This window comes from Pseudoxanthomonas sp. YR558 (assembly GCF_900116385.1).
In the GTDB taxonomy this organism is placed as follows: Bacteria; Pseudomonadota; Gammaproteobacteria; order Xanthomonadales; family Xanthomonadaceae; genus Pseudoxanthomonas_A.
Window position 1 is genome coordinate 1,113,786 of sequence record NZ_FPCI01000002.1, and the last position, 17,039, is coordinate 1,130,824.

At 68.5% G+C, this 17,039-nt stretch carries 17 protein-coding genes; 11 read left to right on the forward strand and 6 right to left on the reverse strand.

Going from position 1 to position 17,039, the window contains the following annotated elements; genetic code table 11:
• Position 1: 1 nt before the first annotated feature.
• From greB to BM365_RS16805, 3 genes are read right to left on the reverse strand one after another with little or no spacing between them, the layout of a single operon-like run.
• The gene (gene greB, locus BM365_RS16795) at positions 2–505 is read right to left on the reverse strand and encodes a transcription elongation factor GreB (protein ID WP_093490600.1); all 504 of its coding nucleotides are present in this window, start codon (positions 503–505) and stop codon (positions 2–4) included.
• A 1-nt stretch (position 506) separates the two neighbouring features.
• Positions 507–905: a copper resistance protein NlpE N-terminal domain-containing protein gene (locus BM365_RS16800; RefSeq protein ID WP_093490601.1), complete on the reverse strand. Its 399-nt coding sequence runs from the start codon at positions 903–905 to the stop codon at positions 507–509.
• An 8-nt stretch (positions 906–913) separates the two neighbouring features.
• Positions 914–2,416, reverse strand: a complete 1,503-nt coding sequence (locus tag BM365_RS16805) for a helicase HerA-like domain-containing protein (RefSeq protein ID WP_093490602.1) — start codon at positions 2,414–2,416, stop codon at positions 914–916.
• Positions 2,417–2,551: 135 nt separating this feature from the next.
• On the opposite strand from BM365_RS16805, the gene BM365_RS16810 reads away from it, so the two are divergent.
• Positions 2,552–4,132 (forward strand): transglycosylase SLT domain-containing protein, encoded by a 1,581-nt coding sequence (locus BM365_RS16810; RefSeq protein ID WP_093490603.1) that lies wholly within the window; start codon positions 2,552–2,554, stop codon positions 4,130–4,132.
• A gap of 3 nt (positions 4,133–4,135) precedes the next feature.
• Positions 4,136–4,918, forward strand: coding sequence for a lysoplasmalogenase (locus BM365_RS16815; RefSeq protein WP_093490604.1), 783 nt, complete (start codon positions 4,136–4,138; stop codon positions 4,916–4,918).
• On the opposite strand, the gene asd is transcribed toward BM365_RS16815, so the two are convergent.
• Both asd and BM365_RS16825 read right to left on the reverse strand, forming a co-directional pair.
• Entirely contained in the window at positions 4,807–5,649 is an 843-nt protein-coding gene (asd, locus tag BM365_RS16820; protein ID WP_093490605.1) for an archaetidylserine decarboxylase, read from the reverse strand. The genes BM365_RS16815 and asd overlap by 112 nt on opposite strands.
• Positions 5,646–6,299 (reverse strand): SCO family protein, encoded by a 654-nt coding sequence (locus tag BM365_RS16825; protein WP_093490606.1) that lies wholly within the window; start codon positions 6,297–6,299, stop codon positions 5,646–5,648. The genes asd and BM365_RS16825 overlap by 4 nt, the downstream gene beginning before the upstream one ends.
• A 137-nt stretch (positions 6,300–6,436) precedes the next feature.
• On the opposite strand from BM365_RS16825, the gene prmB reads away from it, so the two are divergent.
• The 7 genes from prmB to BM365_RS16860 all read left to right on the forward strand — a co-directional run bounded on the left by prmB (position 6,437) and on the right by BM365_RS16860 (position 13,993).
• Positions 6,437–7,366: a 50S ribosomal protein L3 N(5)-glutamine methyltransferase gene (gene prmB, locus BM365_RS16830; protein ID WP_093490607.1), complete on the forward strand. Its 930-nt coding sequence runs from the start codon at positions 6,437–6,439 to the stop codon at positions 7,364–7,366.
• A gap of 139 nt (positions 7,367–7,505) precedes the next feature.
• Positions 7,506–8,609, forward strand: a complete 1,104-nt coding sequence (gene aroC, locus BM365_RS16835) for a chorismate synthase (RefSeq protein WP_093490608.1) — start codon at positions 7,506–7,508, stop codon at positions 8,607–8,609.
• Positions 8,602–9,636 carry a 2-hydroxyacid dehydrogenase gene (locus BM365_RS16840; RefSeq protein ID WP_093490854.1) on the forward strand — a complete coding sequence of 345 codons (1,035 nt, stop codon included), beginning with the start codon at positions 8,602–8,604 and terminating at the stop codon, positions 9,634–9,636. Before aroC ends, BM365_RS16840 begins: the two co-directional genes overlap by 8 nt.
• 75 nt (positions 9,637–9,711) lie before the next feature.
• On the forward strand, positions 9,712–10,737 hold the full coding sequence (locus tag BM365_RS16845) for an aspartate-semialdehyde dehydrogenase (protein WP_093490609.1): 1,026 nt from the start codon (positions 9,712–9,714) through the stop codon (positions 10,735–10,737).
• Positions 10,738–10,824: 87 nt separating this feature from the next.
• Positions 10,825–12,525, forward strand: coding sequence for a FimV/HubP family polar landmark protein (locus BM365_RS16850; protein WP_093490610.1), 1,701 nt, complete (start codon positions 10,825–10,827; stop codon positions 12,523–12,525).
• Positions 12,526–12,540: 15 nt separating this feature from the next.
• Positions 12,541–13,338 carry a tRNA pseudouridine(38-40) synthase TruA gene (gene truA / locus BM365_RS16855; RefSeq protein ID WP_093490611.1) on the forward strand — a complete coding sequence of 266 codons (798 nt, stop codon included), beginning with the start codon at positions 12,541–12,543 and terminating at the stop codon, positions 13,336–13,338.
• A 22-nt stretch (positions 13,339–13,360) separates the two neighbouring features.
• Positions 13,361–13,993: a phosphoribosylanthranilate isomerase gene (locus BM365_RS16860; RefSeq protein ID WP_093490612.1), complete on the forward strand. Its 633-nt coding sequence runs from the start codon at positions 13,361–13,363 to the stop codon at positions 13,991–13,993.
• Here the strand turns inward: BM365_RS16860 and BM365_RS16865 are convergent.
• Positions 13,990–14,880 (reverse strand): LysR family transcriptional regulator, encoded by an 891-nt coding sequence (locus BM365_RS16865; protein WP_093490613.1) that lies wholly within the window; start codon positions 14,878–14,880, stop codon positions 13,990–13,992. The two genes, BM365_RS16860 and BM365_RS16865, sit on opposite strands and share 4 nt — an antisense overlap.
• A gap of 95 nt (positions 14,881–14,975) precedes the next feature.
• Between BM365_RS16865 and trpB the strand changes: the two genes are divergently transcribed.
• Positions 14,976–16,187 carry a tryptophan synthase subunit beta gene (gene trpB, locus BM365_RS16870; RefSeq protein WP_093490614.1) on the forward strand — a complete coding sequence of 404 codons (1,212 nt, stop codon included), beginning with the start codon at positions 14,976–14,978 and terminating at the stop codon, positions 16,185–16,187.
• On the forward strand, positions 16,184–16,981 hold the full coding sequence (gene trpA, locus BM365_RS16875; RefSeq protein ID WP_093490615.1) for a tryptophan synthase subunit alpha: 798 nt from the start codon (positions 16,184–16,186) through the stop codon (positions 16,979–16,981). Before trpB ends, trpA begins: the two co-directional genes overlap by 4 nt.
• Positions 16,982–17,039: the final 58 nt, after the last annotated feature.

Below are 17,039 nucleotides of genomic sequence, written 5' to 3' on the forward strand. Positions count from 1 at the left end.
ATCAGCTCGCGTAGCTGACATCCACCAGCACGAAGTGGGTAATGCCGCCAGGGAGTTCGACCGAGAATTCATCGTCGATGCGCTTCTTCAACAATGCGCGCGCAAGCGGCGAATCGATGCTGATCCAGCCGCGCGTCGCCTCGGTCTCGTCGGGACCGACGATGCGGTAACGCGAGGTTTCGCCGCTGGCGATGTTCTCCAGCTCGATGGTGGCGCCGAAGAACACGGCGTCGGGATCGCTGGGCGCGGTGTCGACCACGCGCAGCACTTCCAGGCGCTTGCTCAGGTAGCGCACGCGCCGGTCGATCTCGCCGAGCTGCTTCTTGCGGTAGGTGTACTCCGCGTTCTCGGAGCGGTCGCCTTCCGCGGCGGCAGCGGCCAAGGCCTTCACCACCTCGGGGCGACGCACGCGCCACAGATCATCCAGTTCCGCCTTGAGGCGATCATGGCCTTCGCGGGTGATCAGGGCGGTACTCTTCTCGCCCGGCGGGCGCCAGCGCGACACGTCAGTGTTCTCCGGCGGCTTCCGCGCGCCGCAACGTGCGCCCGCGCGGATCCTCGATCGGCTCGATGCAGCTACCCGCGGTCAACACCAGCAGATCGTCGTCATGGATGGCGAACTCCTGCGCAGGTTGACCGTCTTCCGGCGCGAGCTGCACGCAGGTGCCGTTCCATGTCACCGACCAGCGGCCGGCGCGTTTGGGTGCCGCCTGCAAGTCGTCCTGGCAGTGCGCTTCCAGCACGTATCGGCCGTCAGCCCCCAGGTCAAGCAACACGTCCTGCGATGCGCAGGCTTCCGCCGGCAAGCTGCCGAAAAACGTGCCGGCGAAGGTCGGTGGCGTCGGATTGGCGGCGGAAGCCGCCAGCGACAACGCGCAGGTCAACGGTACGAAACGCCACTTCATGCGCGTGATCAGCGACGTCCGCCGAAGATGCTGCCCAGGATGCCACGCACGATCTGGTTGCCCAGCTTGGTGCCGACCGTGCGCGTGGTCTGCTTGGCCATCGTCTCGATCATGCCCTGGCGACGCTTGGTGCCGAACACCGCGTCCTTCACGGCTTGGCCGAAGCCGCCGGCGTCGGGATCGTCCTGCTCGGTCTTCGCGGGCGGCGCCTGGGCGGCCTGCGTTGCGGTCTCGGCGCGCTTGGCGAGCATTTCCGCAGCGGACTCGCGATCGACGCGGGTATCGTACTTGCCGCCGACGGGGCTGCCGTTGCGTACCTGCTGGCGTTCGCCTTCGTTGATCGCGCCCATCCGGCAGCGCGGCGGCGACACCATCGTCTGCTGCACGGGCGAGGGGATGCCCTTGTCCTGCAGCGTCGACACCAGCGCTTCGCCGGTGCCGAGCTTGGAGATCGCCTGGGCCACGTCGAGCTTGGGATTCGGCACGAAGGTCTCGGCGGCGGTCTTCACCGCCTTCTGGTCGCGCGGCGTGAACGCGCGCAACGCATGCTGCACGCGGTTGCCCAGCTGGCCGAGGATGTTGTCCGGCACGTCGTCGGGGAACTGCGAGCAGAAGTAGACGCCCACGCCCTTGGAGCGGATCAGCCGCACAACCTGTTCGATGCGCTGCTGCAACGCGGGCGGGGAGTCGTCGAACAGCAGGTGTGCTTCGTCGAAGACGAACACGAGCTTGGGTTTGTCCAGGTCGCCGACTTCCGGCAGTGTCTCGAACAGTTCGGACAGCAGCCACAGCAGGAAGCTGGAATACAGGCGCGGCTTCAGGATCAGCTGATCCGCCGCGAGGATGCCGATCACGCCGCGGCCATCGGTGTTCGTGCGCATCAGATCGGCCAGTTCCAGCGCCGGTTCGCCGAAGAACATCTCGCCGCCTTCCTGTTCCAGCCGCAGCAGCGCGCGCTGGATGGCGCCGACCGACTGCGTGCTCACCAGGCCGTAGCTGGTGGAAATGTCCTTGCGCTCGGCGGCGACCAGCCCCAGCAGGGCACGCAGGTCTTCCAGGTCGAGCAGCAGCAGCCCGCGGTCGTCGGCGAGCTTGAACACGATGTCGAGCACGCCGCTCTGGGTGTCGTTGAGTTCGAGGATGCGCGAGAGCAGGGTGGGGCCCATCTCGCTGACCGTCGTGCGGACTGGATGGCCCAGCTTGCCGTAGAGATCCCAGAAGATCACCGGATTCGCACCCGGCGCGTAGTCGGCGATGCCGATGTCCTTCGCGCGCTGCAGCACCTTCTCGCTGCCGTCGCCTGCGGCGGCCAGGCCGGCCACGTCACCCTTCACGTCGGCCATGAACACGGGCACGCCCATCCGCGAGAACCCTTCCGCGAGTGTCATCAGCGTGACCGTCTTGCCGGTGCCGGTGGCGCCGGCCACCAGGCCGTGGCGGTTGCCGAACTTCGGCTGCAGGGTGACCGGAATGTCGTCGGTGACGCCCTTGCCCAGCAGGATCGGATCCATGTTCAACCTCGCGTGGTGATGGCCCGATTCTAGCGGCAGTACATGAGCGGTGGTGCAACATTCCATGACGTCCGACCTTGCCCGCGGCGCGCGGGCGGGGCTACCCTCCCGACTCACACTCTGGATGCTTGCCTGATGTCCTTCGCAGTTCCTGCTTGCCTGCGCTACTGGCCTGTCCTGGCCACCTTGTCCCTGTTGCTGGTCTCGCCCGTCTCCCATGCCCAGCGCGTCTCCGCGCGCGACCGTGTCGCTGTCGACGCGTTGGAGCAGCGCATGGCCGCTGCCGAGAAGCGCTACCGCGACGGGCTGGTGCTGGTGGCCAATAGCGATCCGCGCGGTGCGGGCGAGAGCGACGCGGCGCTGGAGGACATGGAGGACGTGCTGGACGCCTGCATCAAGCAGCGCGGTTGCCAGGTGCACACGTTGCTAGCCAGCTACAAGCGGCTGTTGAAGGACAACGCCGACGGACAGACCGCCGACGCGGAAGACGAGGGCGACGCCATCGACGCCCTCGACGACGGCACCGATCACGCGACGCCCGCCGGCGCCGCCGTGCAGGAGACGGCCCGCACGGCGGCCCTGCTCAATGACCAGCGCCACGCCTTCGACCGCATGGTCGAGTACAACCCCGCCATCCAGGCCGGTATCCGCCGCTGGCTGACCGACATGCGACCGGCGCTGATCGACAGCTACGAGAACTACCAGAACATGCGCGCCGAGCTGTATCCCGCGTGGGAGCGCAGCGGACTGCCGGAAGCCCTGCTATTCGGCATCATGGCCAAGGAATCCAACGGCAAGGTGCATTCGACCTCGCGCGCCGGCGCGGCGGGACCCATGCAGTTCATGTTCAACACCGGTGCGCGCTTCGGGCTCGGCCGGGATGCCAGCGGTTTCGATACGCGTTACGACCCCTATGCCTCCGGACAGGCCAGCGCGGCGTACATCAACGAGCGCATGCGAGGCCTGAATAACAACATCGAGCTCGCGCTGGCCGCCTACAACGGTGGCGAAGGTCGTGCCGCGCGCGTGTATCGCGAGAACAGCGGCCTCGGGTTCTGGGACGACGTGGTCTACAGCCAGTTTCCTGGCGAGACGCGCGACTACGTGCCGATGGTGATCGCGGCGGCGTGGCTGTTCCTGCACCCGCGCCAATACGGCCTGGAATTCCCGAAGGTCAACGCCCAGCCGGCGCCACTGAAGCTGGCGCGCGATGCCTCGATCTACGAGCTGACCATCTGCCTGGGCAACGGCGGCACCCGCGAGGGTTACATGCGCACGCTGCGCAACCTCAATCCGCGTTACCAGCCGGAGACGTGGATTCCAGCCGGCACCACCCTGAAAGCGAGCGCGCGCATCGCAGGTCTCTATGCGCGCTACTGCATCAACGGTCCACGCGCCGAGCTGGCCCGCACGCTGGTCAATGCGGATCCCGCCGCCGCCATTCGTCGCACGCAGCTCACCGGCAACGTCGCCGTCGGCGACGTAATGCCAGTGGCCGGCGTGCCGACCACGGTGGCGACAGGCGAGCCGAAGCCCGCCGAACCCAAGGCCAAGCAGGCCCGCGAGTACCGCGTCGCCAAGGGCGACACGTTGGGGCGCATCTCCAAGCGCTTCCAATGCGATCAGAAGAAGCTCGCACGCGCGAACAACCTGAAGGCACCGGCTTACGCCGTACGACCGGGCCAGGAGCTCACGCTGGAAAGCTGCAAGAAGTAACCGATGGCGACGCCCACGGAAGGCAGTCGCATCGGCTGGACGCTCGCCATCGCCGCCAGCGCGGCGTTGGCGATCCTCGGCGCCGAGATCGAAGCGCTGCGCGGCCTGCACTACGTCTTCAAGCCGCTGACGACCCTGCTGATCCTGGCGATGGCGTGCCGGCTAGCGAGCGGGGCCGGGACGTACGCGCGCTGGATCGCGATCGGCCTGGTGCTGTCCACGGCGGGCGACATCTTCCTGATGCTGCCGTTCGACGGTTTCGTCTTCGGCCTGGGCAGTTTCCTGCTGGCCCACCTCGCGTATCTGTGGGCCTTGCGCCAGCGCGGCGGAGGGTGGCGTGTGCGCTGGCCCGTCGCCATCTACACCGTGGTCGCGTCGTGCGTGCTCGCGCAGCTGTGGCCCGGTTTGCCGAACGAGCTGAAGCTGCCCGTGGTCGTGTACGTCATTGCCTTGGCTGGCATGGCGGCACAGGCGGCGAGCGTGTGGCGCGAGGATCCTGACAGCAAGACGCGCATGGCGGCGATCGGCGGCGCGTTCTTCGTGGCGTCCGATGCCTTGCTGGCACTGGATCGCTTCAGCGCGCCGATTCCGCTGGCGAGTACGTTCGTGCTGGCGACCTACTGGATCGCGCAGTGGTGCATCGCGCGATCAGTGCGAGTGACCGGGGCTGGTGATCAGGCCAGCGACGCTAGTCGCTTACCCAGCCGCACCGGCGATTCGGCCTGCAACTCCGGTGCCAGCGTCGCCACGCCCGGCGGCAACAGCACGATCACCGTGGAGCCGTAGTTGAAGCGCGCCATCTCGGCGAAGCGCTCCAGCGTGATGCCCTTGCCGCGATAGTCCTTGCGGGTGATCGCGGTGCCGTAGGCGGGGATCTCCTCGCCGCTCCACACCGTTTCCACGCCCGAAACGAGCAGCGCGCCGACCATCACCGAGACCATCGGGCCGAAATCGGTATCGAAGTGGCAGACCAGGCGTTCGTTGCGGGCGAACAGGCGCGGCACGTTCGCCACCGCATCGGTGCCCACGCTGAAGAGTCGGCCCGGCACGTGCACGGTTTCCCGCAGCGTGCCGGTCCAGGGCATGTGCACGCGGTGGTAATCGCGCGGTGACAGATAGACCGTGGCGAACAGGCCGTTGCGGAACGGTTCGGCCGCCGCGGCATCGCCCAGCAGTTCGGCCGCGGTGAACGACTGCCCCTTGGCCTGGAAGATGCGGCCGTCTTCGATCGGGCCGCACTGGCTGATGTGGCCATCGGCGGGCATCAGCAACGCGCGCGGATCGGGATCGGCGACGCGGGCGCCGGGCTTCAGGGCGCGGGTAAAGAAGGCATTGAAGCTCGGATACGAACGCGGATCGGGATTCGCGGCCTCGGACAGGTCGACGTTGAACTTCTTCGTCACCGTATCGATCAGCCAGCGGCTGGTGCCCGGCGAGGTGGAGTACGCCAGCTTCCGCGCAAGCGACGACAGCAAGCGGTGCGGCAGGACGTAGGTCAGCGAGGTCAGCAGGCTCATTTCGAGGACGCCTCGGTCAGTGCGCGCATGTCCGCGGCGATCGCCTTGGGGCGGAACGGCGGACGGATCAGGCCGGCGAGCCGGCCCTGCGGGTCCAGCACGCCGATCGCGGAGGAGTGGTCCATGCTGTAGTCGTTCGGGTTCTGCTCGAAGCCATCGCCCGGGACCTTCATGAAGACGAAGCCCAGCGATTTGGCGAAGTTCTCCAGCGTCGGAATATCCGCGGTCGCGGCCATCGTGTCGGGATGGAAGGCATGCGCGTACTCGCCGATGCGGGTGGGCGTGTCGCGTTCCGGGTCCACGGATACGAACAGCACGCGCGGGCGGGTGGAGTCGGGCAGGTCCTTCCACTGCGCCTGCGCCTGGGCGAGTTCGGCCAGCGTGGTGGGGCACACGTCGGGGCAGAAGGTGAAGCCCAGGAACACCAGCGTCCAGTGACCCTTGAGCTCACCGTCGGCCAGCTGGGTGCCGTCGGACTGGCGCAGCGAGAACGGCGGCAGCGGGCGCGGCTGCGGGAACAGGGTCACCGCCTCGGTGGCCGGCCACTGCGTCGCCGGGGTCACCGGGCCGAAGAATTTCTGCGCGGCCAGCAGGCCCAGGCCGGCGGCCAGCGCCAGGACGAGGATGAGGCCGATCTTCTTGTTGAACATGCGCTGGGGATTCCCACGAAACAGGGTGCGGCCCGTGGGCCGGGGCCGCATGGGCGCGGCGGCAAGGCGGCCATGATACCGGGGCAGCCCCTATAATCGGCGGCCTTCGCCGTTCCGGCGTCTTCACAAGCCTTGCCATGACCGCCGACGTCGCCGCTGAACTGCACACCATCATCGATCTGATCCGCTACGGCGCCAGCCGTTTCAACGCCGCCGGCCTGACCTTCGGTCACAGCTACGACAACGCGCTGGATGAGGCGACGTTCCTGGTGCTGCACACCCTGCACCTGCCACCGGACCTGGGCCCGGCCTATGGCCAGGCGCGCGTCACCACGCCCGAGAAGGCGCAGGTGCTGACGCTGTTCGAGCGTCGCGTGAACGAGCGCGTGCCGGTCGCCTACCTGACCGGCGAGGCCTGGTTCGCGGGCCTGAGCTTCAAGAGCGATGCGCGCGCGCTGGTGCCGCGCTCGCCGATCGCCGAGCTGATCGAAGCCGGCTTCGAGCCCTGGCTGGGTGGACGCGAGGTCCATCGCGCGCTCGATCTGTGCACCGGCTCGGGCTGCATCGCCATTGCGATGGGGCACTACCACCCCGACTGGCAGGTCGATGGTGTCGACATCAGCGACGACGCCCTCGCGCTGTCGGCGGAGAACAAGGCACGCCTGCACGCGGACAACGTCCACTTCGTGAAGTCGGACCTGTTCTCCGGGCTGACCGGTCGCCACTACGACCTGATCGTGACCAATCCGCCCTACGTCACCAACGACGAGACCGATGCGCTGCCGAAGGAGTATTCCTTCGAGCCCGAGCTCGGCCTGCGCGCCGGCGACGATGGCCTGGACCTGGTGCTGAAGATCCTTCGCGATGCGCCGCTGCACCTGAGCCAGGACGGGCTGCTGATCTGCGAAGTCGGCGAGTCCGAACACGCGCTGGTGAGGCTGCTGCCGGACGTCGAGTTCGCGTGGATCGAATTCAAGGTGGGCCAGATGGGCATCTTCGCGGTCGAATGCGCGGAACTGATCCGCCACAACGCGCGCATCACCGCGCTCGCCGCCACGCGAAAATAAGGCGCCGGAATCCCCTGCAGTGCCCGCAGCGGTTGCGCCTGCAACCGTCGCGAACGACGTTGGCGCACTGCACAATAGGGCGGCCGGTATGCGATGCTTGAAGACCCGGCACCGATAGTTCCCATCCGCGGAGCGGCGCTTGAGCAGCAACAGTTTCGGAAAACTCCTGACGGTCACCACGTTCGGCGAATCGCACGGGCCGGCCATCGGCTGCGTGGTCGATGGGTGCCCGCCCGGGCTGGAGATCGCGCCGGAAGAATTCCGCCACGACCTGGAACGTCGCGCCACCGGCAAGTCGCGGCATACGTCCGCGCGCCGCGAGGCCGATGAGGTCGAGATTCTCAGCGGCGTCTACGAGGGGCGCACCACCGGCACGCCGATCGCGCTGCTGATCCGCAACACCGACCAGCGCAGCAAGGACTACGCCGACATCGCGCGGCAGTTCCGCCCCGGCCACGCCGACTACACCTACTGGCAGAAGTACGGCATCCGTGATCCGCGCGGCGGTGGACGCTCGTCCGCCCGCGAGACCACGATGCGCGTGGCCGCCGGCGTGATCGCCAAGAAGTGGCTGCAGCAGCGTTACGGCGTGAGCGTGCGGGGTTACCTGTCGCAACTCGGGCCGATCACCCCCGAGGGCTTCGACTGGAGCGCGGTGGAGGACAACCCGTTCTTCTGGCCGTGCGCTGCGCAGGTGCCGGCGCTGGAAACCTACATGGACGCGCTGCGCAAGTCGGGCGACTCCATCGGCGCGCGCGTCAATGTCGTCGCCGACGGCGTGCCCGCCGGCTGGGGCGAACCGATCTACGGCAAGCTCGATGGCGATCTTGCCGCCGCGTTGATGAGCATCAATGCGGTGAAGGGCGTGGAGATCGGCGACGGTTTCGCGGCGGTTACCCAGAAGGGCACCGAGCATCGCGACCTGATGACGCCGGACGGGTTTTTGTCCAACCACGCGGGCGGCATCCTCGGTGGCATTTCCACCGGGCAGCAGGTCACCGCCTCTATCGTGCTGAAGCCGACGTCCAGCTTGCGCTTGCCGGGCGCCACGGTGGACGTGGATGGCAACACCGTCGACGTCATCACCACGGGCCGCCACGACCCTTGCGTGGGTATCCGCGCCACGCCCATCGCCGAAGCGATGATGGCCTTGGTGCTGATGGACCAGGCCCTGCGCCACCGCGCGCAATGCGGCGACGTCGGCGATGTGCCGCCGCACGTGCCGGGCAGCGTCGATGGCTGAATCGCGGCCGCGCGTCTGGGTGTCGCAACCGCTGTTCGACGATCTCGTCGGACGGCTGGCGACGCACTTCGACGTGCACGCGACCGAGGCCGTCACCGAACACAGCCCCCGGGCCATCGCCGACGCGTTGCGCGACAGCGCCGGCGCGCTGGTCACGCTGAACGAGAAGATCGGCGCGGCGCAGATCGCGAAAGCGTCGCATCTTCGTGCGATCGCCAACGTCGGGGTGGGTTACAACAACCTCGACGTCCCCGCGCTGACCGCGGCCGGCATCGTCGCCACCAACACGCCGGACGTACTCACCGAAACCACGGCTGATTTCGGCTTCGCACTGCTGATGGCGACCGCACGCCGGATCACCGAGGCCGAGCGCTGGCTGCGCGAAGGCCAGTGGCAGCAGTGGTCGTTCAGCACCCTGCTGGGCGCGGACCTGCACGGCAGCACGCTGGGCATCGTCGGCATGGGCCGGATCGGGCAGGGCATCGCCCGCCGCGCACGCGGCTTCGGCATGCGCGTGCTGTACCACAACCGTAGTCGCCTGCCGGACACGGTCGAACGCGAATGCGGCGCGAGCTACGCCGGCTTCGATGATCTCCTCGGTCACGCCGACCATGTGGTGTTGGTGCTGCCGTATTCGCCCCAGGTCCATCACCTGATCGATGCCGCGGCGCTGGCGAAGATGAAGCCGAGTGCGACGCTGGTGAACATCGCGCGCGGTGGCATCGTCGATGAACTCGCGCTGGCCGACGCGTTGGCGAACGGCCGTCTCGCTGCCGCCGGCCTGGACGTGTATGAAGGCGAGCCCGCCGTGCGTCCGGAACTGCTGGCGCTGCGCAACGTGGTGCTGACGCCGCACATCGCCAGCGCGAGCCTGGGTACCCGCCGCGCGATGGTGGCACTGGCCGTCGACAACCTGATCGCCGCGCTCGGCGAAGGCCCGCAGGCCGGACGTCCGCCGACACCGGTGAATCCGGAAGCGCTCACCACCACCGCCGTCATCACCACCGCCAAACGACAGGGAGCCTGAGGCACGCCCGCAGGTTCCCCGAACACAGCCTTCCTGTCCGCTGTCTTCACTCCCTCTTTGCGAAAACCATCTTCCATGAGCAACCAGAACCGTAGCTTCACCGTCGCCGTCGTGGGTGCCACCGGCGCCGTCGGCGAGACCATGTTGTCCATCTTGGCCGAGCGCGACTTCCCGGTCGGCAAGCTCGTCCTGCTCGCCTCGGCGCGTTCCGCCGGCACGCAGGTCGAGTTCAAGGGCCAGAAGGTCGATGTGCTCGACCTCGACACGTTCGATCCCACCGGCGTGGACATCGCCCTGTTCTCCGCCGGTGGCGGTGTGTCCAAGGAATACGCGCCGAAGTTCGCCGCCGCCGGTGCGGTGGTGATCGACAACTCCTCGACCTTCCGCTACGACGCCGACGTGCCGCTGGTGGTGTCGGAGGTCAACCCGCAGGCGGCGAAGAACCGCCCGCGCGGCATCATCGCCAATCCCAACTGCTCGACCATGCAGCTGATGCCGGTGCTGGCGCCGATCCATCGCAAGTACGGCATCGAGCGCATCAACGTAGCCACCTACCAGTCGGTGTCGGGCGCCGGCCGCTCGGGCCTCGAGGAACTCGGCCGGCAGACCGCCCAGCTGCTGGCGTTCCAGGAGATCGAGCCTAAGAAGTTCCAGGCGCAGATCGCCTTCAACCTGATCCCGCACATCGACGAGTTCCTGCCCAACGGCTACACCAAGGAAGAGATGAAGCTGGTCTGGGAGACGCGCAAGATCCTTGAGGACGACAACATCCAGGTGAACCCCACCGCGGTGCGCGTACCGGTGTTCTACGGCCACTCCGAAGCCGTCAACATCGAGACGAAGGAGAAGATCACACCGGAGCAGGCGCGCGAGTTGCTGCGTGCTGCGCCGGGCGTGGAAGTGGTGGACGAGCACAAGGCGGGCGGCTATCCGACGCCGGTCACACACGCGTCCGGCCGCGACCCGGTGTTCGTCGGCCGCATCCGCGAGGACTTCTCGCATCCGCGCGGCCTCAACCTGTGGGTGGTCGCCGACAACATCCGCAAGGGCGCGGCCCTGAACGCCGTGCAATTGGCCGAATTGGTGGCGAACGGCGGCTGAGCGGCTATAGTCGTGCCCGGGAAACATGGGGGAAGGGCCGTGAAACCGAAGCACAGACCTCGGACGGCAAGACTCCGCCTGGCCGGCATGATCGGGCTGGGGCTGGCATTGCTGAGCAATGTCGCCCTCGCGCTCGGCCTGGGGGAGATCAAGGTCAAATCGCAACCCGGCCAGCCGCTGCTGGCCGAGATTCCGATCATTTCCAGCGAGCCGGGCGAGCTGGAGCAACTGCGCGCGCGGCTGGCGTCGCCGACGACGTTCGAGCGCGTCGGCCTGCCGCGCCCGCAGGGGCTGGTCAACGAGCTGGACTTCAGTGTCGCGCTGGATGAAGCCGGACGCCCGGTCGTGCGCGTCACCAGCCGCACGCCGGTGGACGTGCCGGCCGTCAATTTCCTGATCGAGGTGGATTGGGGCCAGGGCCGTCTGGTGCGCGAGTACTCCGCGCTCGTCAGCACGCCGGGCACGCTGGCAGCGGCAGAACAGCCGGTGATCGATGCGCCGGTCGCCGCACCGGCGGACACCATCACGCGGCCCGTCGAGCCTGTCGTGGCTGCCACGCCAGAACCCGCGCCGGCCGAGCAGGTGCCGACACCCGCGCCGACGCGACCCGCGCCTTCGCCCGCGCCTGTCGTCGCGGCCACGCCGGCCCCGCAGGTCGCACCCGGCGATGCGCTGGCGCCCGTGCGCCGCGGCCAGTCGCTGTCGCAGGTCGCCGCGCCGGTGGCGCGCGCTCAGGGCTATACGCTGGACCAGGCGATGGTCGCGCTGCTGCGCGCCAATCCCGAGGCCTTCATCAACGGCAACATCAACCTGCTGAAGCAGGGCGCGGTGTTGCGCGTGCCGGAATCGGCCGAAGCGCAGACGATCCTCGAGGACGAGGCGGCCGCACTGGTCCGCAGCCAGATCGCCGAGTGGCGACGTGCCCGCGCACCGATCCCGCAGCCCGCTGCGGTGGTCGAGCCGGCGCCAACCGCCGCAACGCCGTCGGCACCGCGCACGGCGCCGGTCGCCGATGCGCGCCTGGAAATCGCACCCGCCGCCGCAGGCGCATCGGGTTCTGGAACGCAGTCCGGCGTCAGTGCCGGCGGTGAGGGCGAGATGTTGGCGAACGAACAATTGCAGCAATCGAAGGAAGACCTGGCCGCGCGCGACGCCGAAGTGCAGGAGCTGCGTACCCAGGTGGCCGAGTTGGAGAAACTGAAGACCCAGCAGGAACAGCTGCTGGCGATGAAGGACAGCGACCTGGCCGCCGCGCAGCAGCGCCTGGCGCAGGCATCGGGCAGCGACGGTGGCGTGCCGGTGTGGGCCTGGGCCGGATTCGGCCTGTTGCTGGTCGGTTCGCTGGCCTGGGGCTTCGCCCAGCGCCGCCGTCGCCTTGCACCGGTCGCACGCAGCACCGTACTCGGTGATGCGCCTTCTCCCAGCCGTGCCGCCGAACTGGCCGCCGTCATGCCGGCCCCCGCGGCCGAACCGGTGGCGACCGAGCCGACGCCCGTGCTGGAGCCGGTGATCGTGCCGGCCGCGGCGCCCGCCAAGCCGGTGCCGAAACCCGCGCCTGCACCGGCACCCGTGAAAGCATCGGGCCCGACCTGGCACTCCGGCGGTTCGCCGGCCACAACCCAAGCGCCTGCTGCGGCACCCGCAGGCCGCGATCGTCTGGAACTGGCCGTCGCCTACCTCGATCTGGGGGACGTCGCCACGGCCCGCGACCTGCTGAACGAAGTCGCCGCGGGCGCCGATGCCGGTGCGCGCGACGAAGCGCTGCAGTTGCTGCGCGAGATCGGATGACCGGGTGAAGCACTGATGCGTTACGCGCTGGGCGTCGAATACGACGGCGGCGGATTCCTGGGCTGGCAGCGACTGACCAAGTCCGGCACTCCGGACGACACCACCGTGCAGGCGGCGCTGGAGAACGCGCTGTCATCGGTGGCGGATGCGCGGGTCGACACGATCTGCGCGGGCCGCACCGATGCCGGCGTGCATGCGCAATGCCAGGTGGTCCATTTCGACAGCGATGTCGCGCGCACGCCGCGGGGCTGGCTACTAGGTGCGACCGCACGCCTGCCGCCTGCCGTCTGCGTGCGCTGGTGCCAGCCGGTGGCGGACGACTTCCATGCCCGGTTTTCTGCGCGTGCGCGGCGTTACCGCTACACGCTGGTGAACCGGCTCGCGCGGCCCGCGCTGGAGCGCCAGTACCTCAGCTGGGAACGGATGCCGTTGGACGCGGACGCGATGCACCGCGCCGCGCAGGTCTTGCTGGGCGAGAACGACTTCGGCGCCTTCCGCACCGTGCATTGCCAGTCGCCCCACGCGATGCGCAACCTGCATGCGATCTCGGTCGCGCGGCAGGGCGAGCGCGTGATCGTCGAGGTGCAGGCCAATGCGTTCCTGCACCACATGGTGCGCAACATCGTGGGTTCGCTGCTGGTGGTGGGGCGGGACGAACGCCCCGAGGCGTGGATCGCGGAACTGCTCGCGGGCCGCGATCGCACCGTCGCGGGCCCCACCGCGCCACCGGACGGGCTGGTCTTCGTCAGTCCGCTGTATCCGGCCGAATGGGGCCTGCCGGCGGAAGTGACGCTGCAAGCCACCGTGGGCTGAGCCGGCGGGTTACCCTGCCGCCATGCATACACGCATCAAGTTCTGCGGGCTGACCCGCGCCGAGGACGTCCGCCTGGCGGTGGAGCTGGGCGTGGACTACATCGGCCTGGTATTCGCGCCGCGCAGTCCGCGCCGGTTGCTGCTCGGCCAGGCCCGCATGCTGCGTGACCTCGTGCCGGAGGAAATCGGCGTGGTCGCGCTGGTGATGGACAACCCACGACAGGACATCGAGCAGATCGTCGAAACGCTCCAGCCCGACGTGCTGCAGTTCCATGGCGCGGAAGACGATGCGTTCGCCGTCGCGCTGGGTCGCCCGTTCTGGAAGGCGATCGCGATGGGGGGGCAGGGCGAAAGCGCGTTCGCCAGCCTGGCGGCCTATCCGAACGCGAGCGGCTTCCTGTTCGATGGCCATGCGGCGGGCGAACAGGGCGGCAGCGGCCAGCGCTTCGACTGGCGGCAGATGCCGGTGGCGACCGAAAAGCCGTGCCTGCTTGCAGGCGGCCTGACGCCGGAGAACGTTGCGTTGGCGCTGCGCACGGCACGGCCCTGGGGCGTGGATGTGTCCAGCGGAATCGAGACGGCGCCCGGCGAGAAGGACGCTGAGAAGATGCGGCGTTTCGTCGACGCGGTCCGCATGGCGGATACCCGCGGTTAGCTTGCCGACGCCAAATCCCGGCGCAGCCAGTCGGCCAGCAACGCAAACCGCGTATCCGGATTCCCGCGTGCGGCGCACAACGCCCACGTCCCGCCGGTATCGATAAACCCCCACGGCGCGACGAGTCGGCCGCTGTCGAGATCGGCCAGTACCAGTTCGCGCGGCGCGATGGCGACACCGAGCCCGGCGACCGCCGCTTCAAGCAGGTAGGTCAGGTGATCGAAGCCGGTACCCAAGCGTGGCGTGTCGGCCAAGTGCTGGGCCGCCAGCCAGCGCGGCCAGGCCTGCGGCCGTGAGGTGGTGTGGAGCAAGGGTTCGTCCAGCAGCGCCTCGGGCGATGCATCGCGCAATGCATCGAACCGTGCATGGCGGGGGCTGAGCACGGGCCCGATCCGTTCCGGCGCAAGCGGCCACACCTGCCAACCCGCCGGCCAGGGCGCCTCACCCAGCAGCAGGGCGGCATCCAGCCCGGCGGCCGCCAGATCGATCGTGCCCTCCTGAGCGGACAAATGAAGCCTCAGGTCCGGCAGTTCGGTGGCGAGGCGCTCCAGTCGCGGGATCACCCAGCGCGCCAGCAGGCTGCCCGGGCAGCCCAGCACCAGCGCGGCTGCGCGCGGGCCGCGCTGGAGGGCCGTCCAACCCGCCTGCAACACCCCAAAGGCTTCGCCCGCGGTGTCGCGCAGACGATGGCCGTCGGTGGTCAGGGCCAGGCCCCGTCCGTCGCGGACGAACAACGGCCGGCCGAGGGCCTCTTCCAGGGCGCGGACATGGCGGCTGACGGCGCCATGGGTGACGTGCAGTTCGACCGCCGCCTGGCTGACGCTGCCCAGGCGGGCAGCGGCTTCGAAGGCACGGAGGGCATTCAATGACGGGAGCGGGCGGGCCATGTCGTGAGTTTATCTCACGTATTTAGCCGGAATAGTCGATATTCCAGAGGGACGGTGTGCGATAACGTGAAGCATCGCGCTCTGGAACACCGATCATGCCGTCTGCCACCGACTTCCACGCCTACCCGGACGCCCAAGGCCATTTCGGCCGCCACGGGGGTCGCTTCGTTGCCGAGACGCTGATCGGGCCGCTGCAGGAACTGGCCTCGGCCTATGACACCGCCCGCGTCGATCCGGCCTTCATCGCTGCCTTCGACAAGGACCTGAAGCATTACGTCGGCCGGCCCAGTCCGATCTACCACGCGGAGCGCTTGAGCCGCGAAGTGGGCGGCGCACAGATCCTGCTCAAGCGCGAGGACCTGAACCACACCGGCGCGCACAAGATCAACAACACCATCGGGCAGGCGCTGCTGGCCAGCCGGATGGGCAAGAAGCGGATCATCGCCGAGACCGGTGCGGGCCAGCACGGGGTGGCCAGCGCCACCGTCGCCACCCGGCTGGGCCTGGAGTGCGTGGTGTACATGGGCGCCACCGACATCGAGCGCCAGAAGATCAACGTCTATCGCATGAAGCTGCTCGGCGCGACCGTGGTGCCGGTGACCAGCGGTTCGGCCACGTTGAAGGACGCGTTGAACGAAGCGATGCGCGATTGGGTGACCAACGTGCACGACACGTTCTACATCATCGGCACCGTCGCCGGTCCGGACCCGTATCCGCGCATGGTGCGCGACTTCAACGCCGTGGTCGGTCGTGAGGCGAGGGCGCAGATGCTGGCCGACTACGGCCGCCTGCCGGATGCGATCACCGCCTGCGTCGGCGGCGGCAGCAATGCGATCGGTCTGTTCCACGCCTTCCTCAACGATCCGGGCGTGCGCATCGTCGGCGCGGAAGCCGCCGGTGACGGCATCGAGACCGGTCGCCATGCCTCCTCGCTGTCGGCGGGACGCATCGGCGTGCTGCACGGCAACCGTACCTACGTGATCTGCGATGACGATGGGCAGATCATCGAAACGCATTCCATCTCCGCCGGCCTGGACTATCCGGGCGTCGGGCCGGAACACGCGTTCCTGAAGGACAGCGGACGCGCGGAGTATGTCGGCGTCACCGACGATGAAGCGCTCACCGCATTCCATCGCCTGACACGCACCGAAGGCATCCTGCCGGCGCTGGAATCCAGCCACGCGGTCGCCCAGGCGATCAAGCTGGCGCGGGAACTGCCGAAGGACCAACTGGTGCTGTGCAATCTGTCCGGCCGTGGCGACAAGGACGTGCACACCATCGCCGCACGCGAGGGAATCAGCCTGTGAGCCGTTTCGAAACCACGTTCGCCGAACTGAAGACCGCTGGACGCAAGGCGCTGGTGCCGTTCATCACCGCGGGCGATCCGTCGCTGGAGTCCACCGTGCCAGTGATGCATGCACTGGTGGATGCCGGTGCCGACGTGATCGAACTCGGCGTGCCGTTCTCCGACCCGATGGCCGACGGCCCGGTCATCCAGCGCAGTTCCGAACGCGCGCTGGCGCGTGGCGCCGGGCTGCGCTATGTGCTGGAAGCGGTGGAGGTGTTCCGCCAGCAGGACGACACCACACCCGTCGTGCTGATGGGCTACCTGAACCCGGTGGAGATCCACGGCGCCGCGCGGTTCGCGAAGGATGCGGTCGCGGCCGGCGTGGACGGCGTGCTGCTGGTCGACCTGCCGCCGGAAGAGGCGCAGGAGACGCGCGCGGCCTTCAACCGCGAGGGCCTGGCGCTGATCGCGCTGGCGTCGCCGACCACGTCCCCTGAACGGCTGGGCATGCTGTGCGAGACCGCGCAGGGTTACCTTTACTACGTCAGCTTCGCCGGCGTCACCGGTGCCTCGGATCGCCTCGACATCGGCGCGGCAGGCGAGCGCCTGAAGCAGCTGCGGCAGGCCTCGCGCGTGCCGGTGGTGGCCGGGTTCGGCATCAAGGATGCGATCAGCGCCTCGGCGATGGCGGCCGATGCCGATGGCGTCGTGGTGGGCAGCGCGCTGGTGGCGGCGCTGGCCGACGCGGGTAGCGACGCCCCGGCGCGGGCATCGGCCTTCCTGGCGCCGTTGCGCGCGGCGCTGGACGGCTGAGCCACCGTACGGTTGTGCATGGACGACTGAGCTAAACTGCCGCGCTAATCCATTGGGC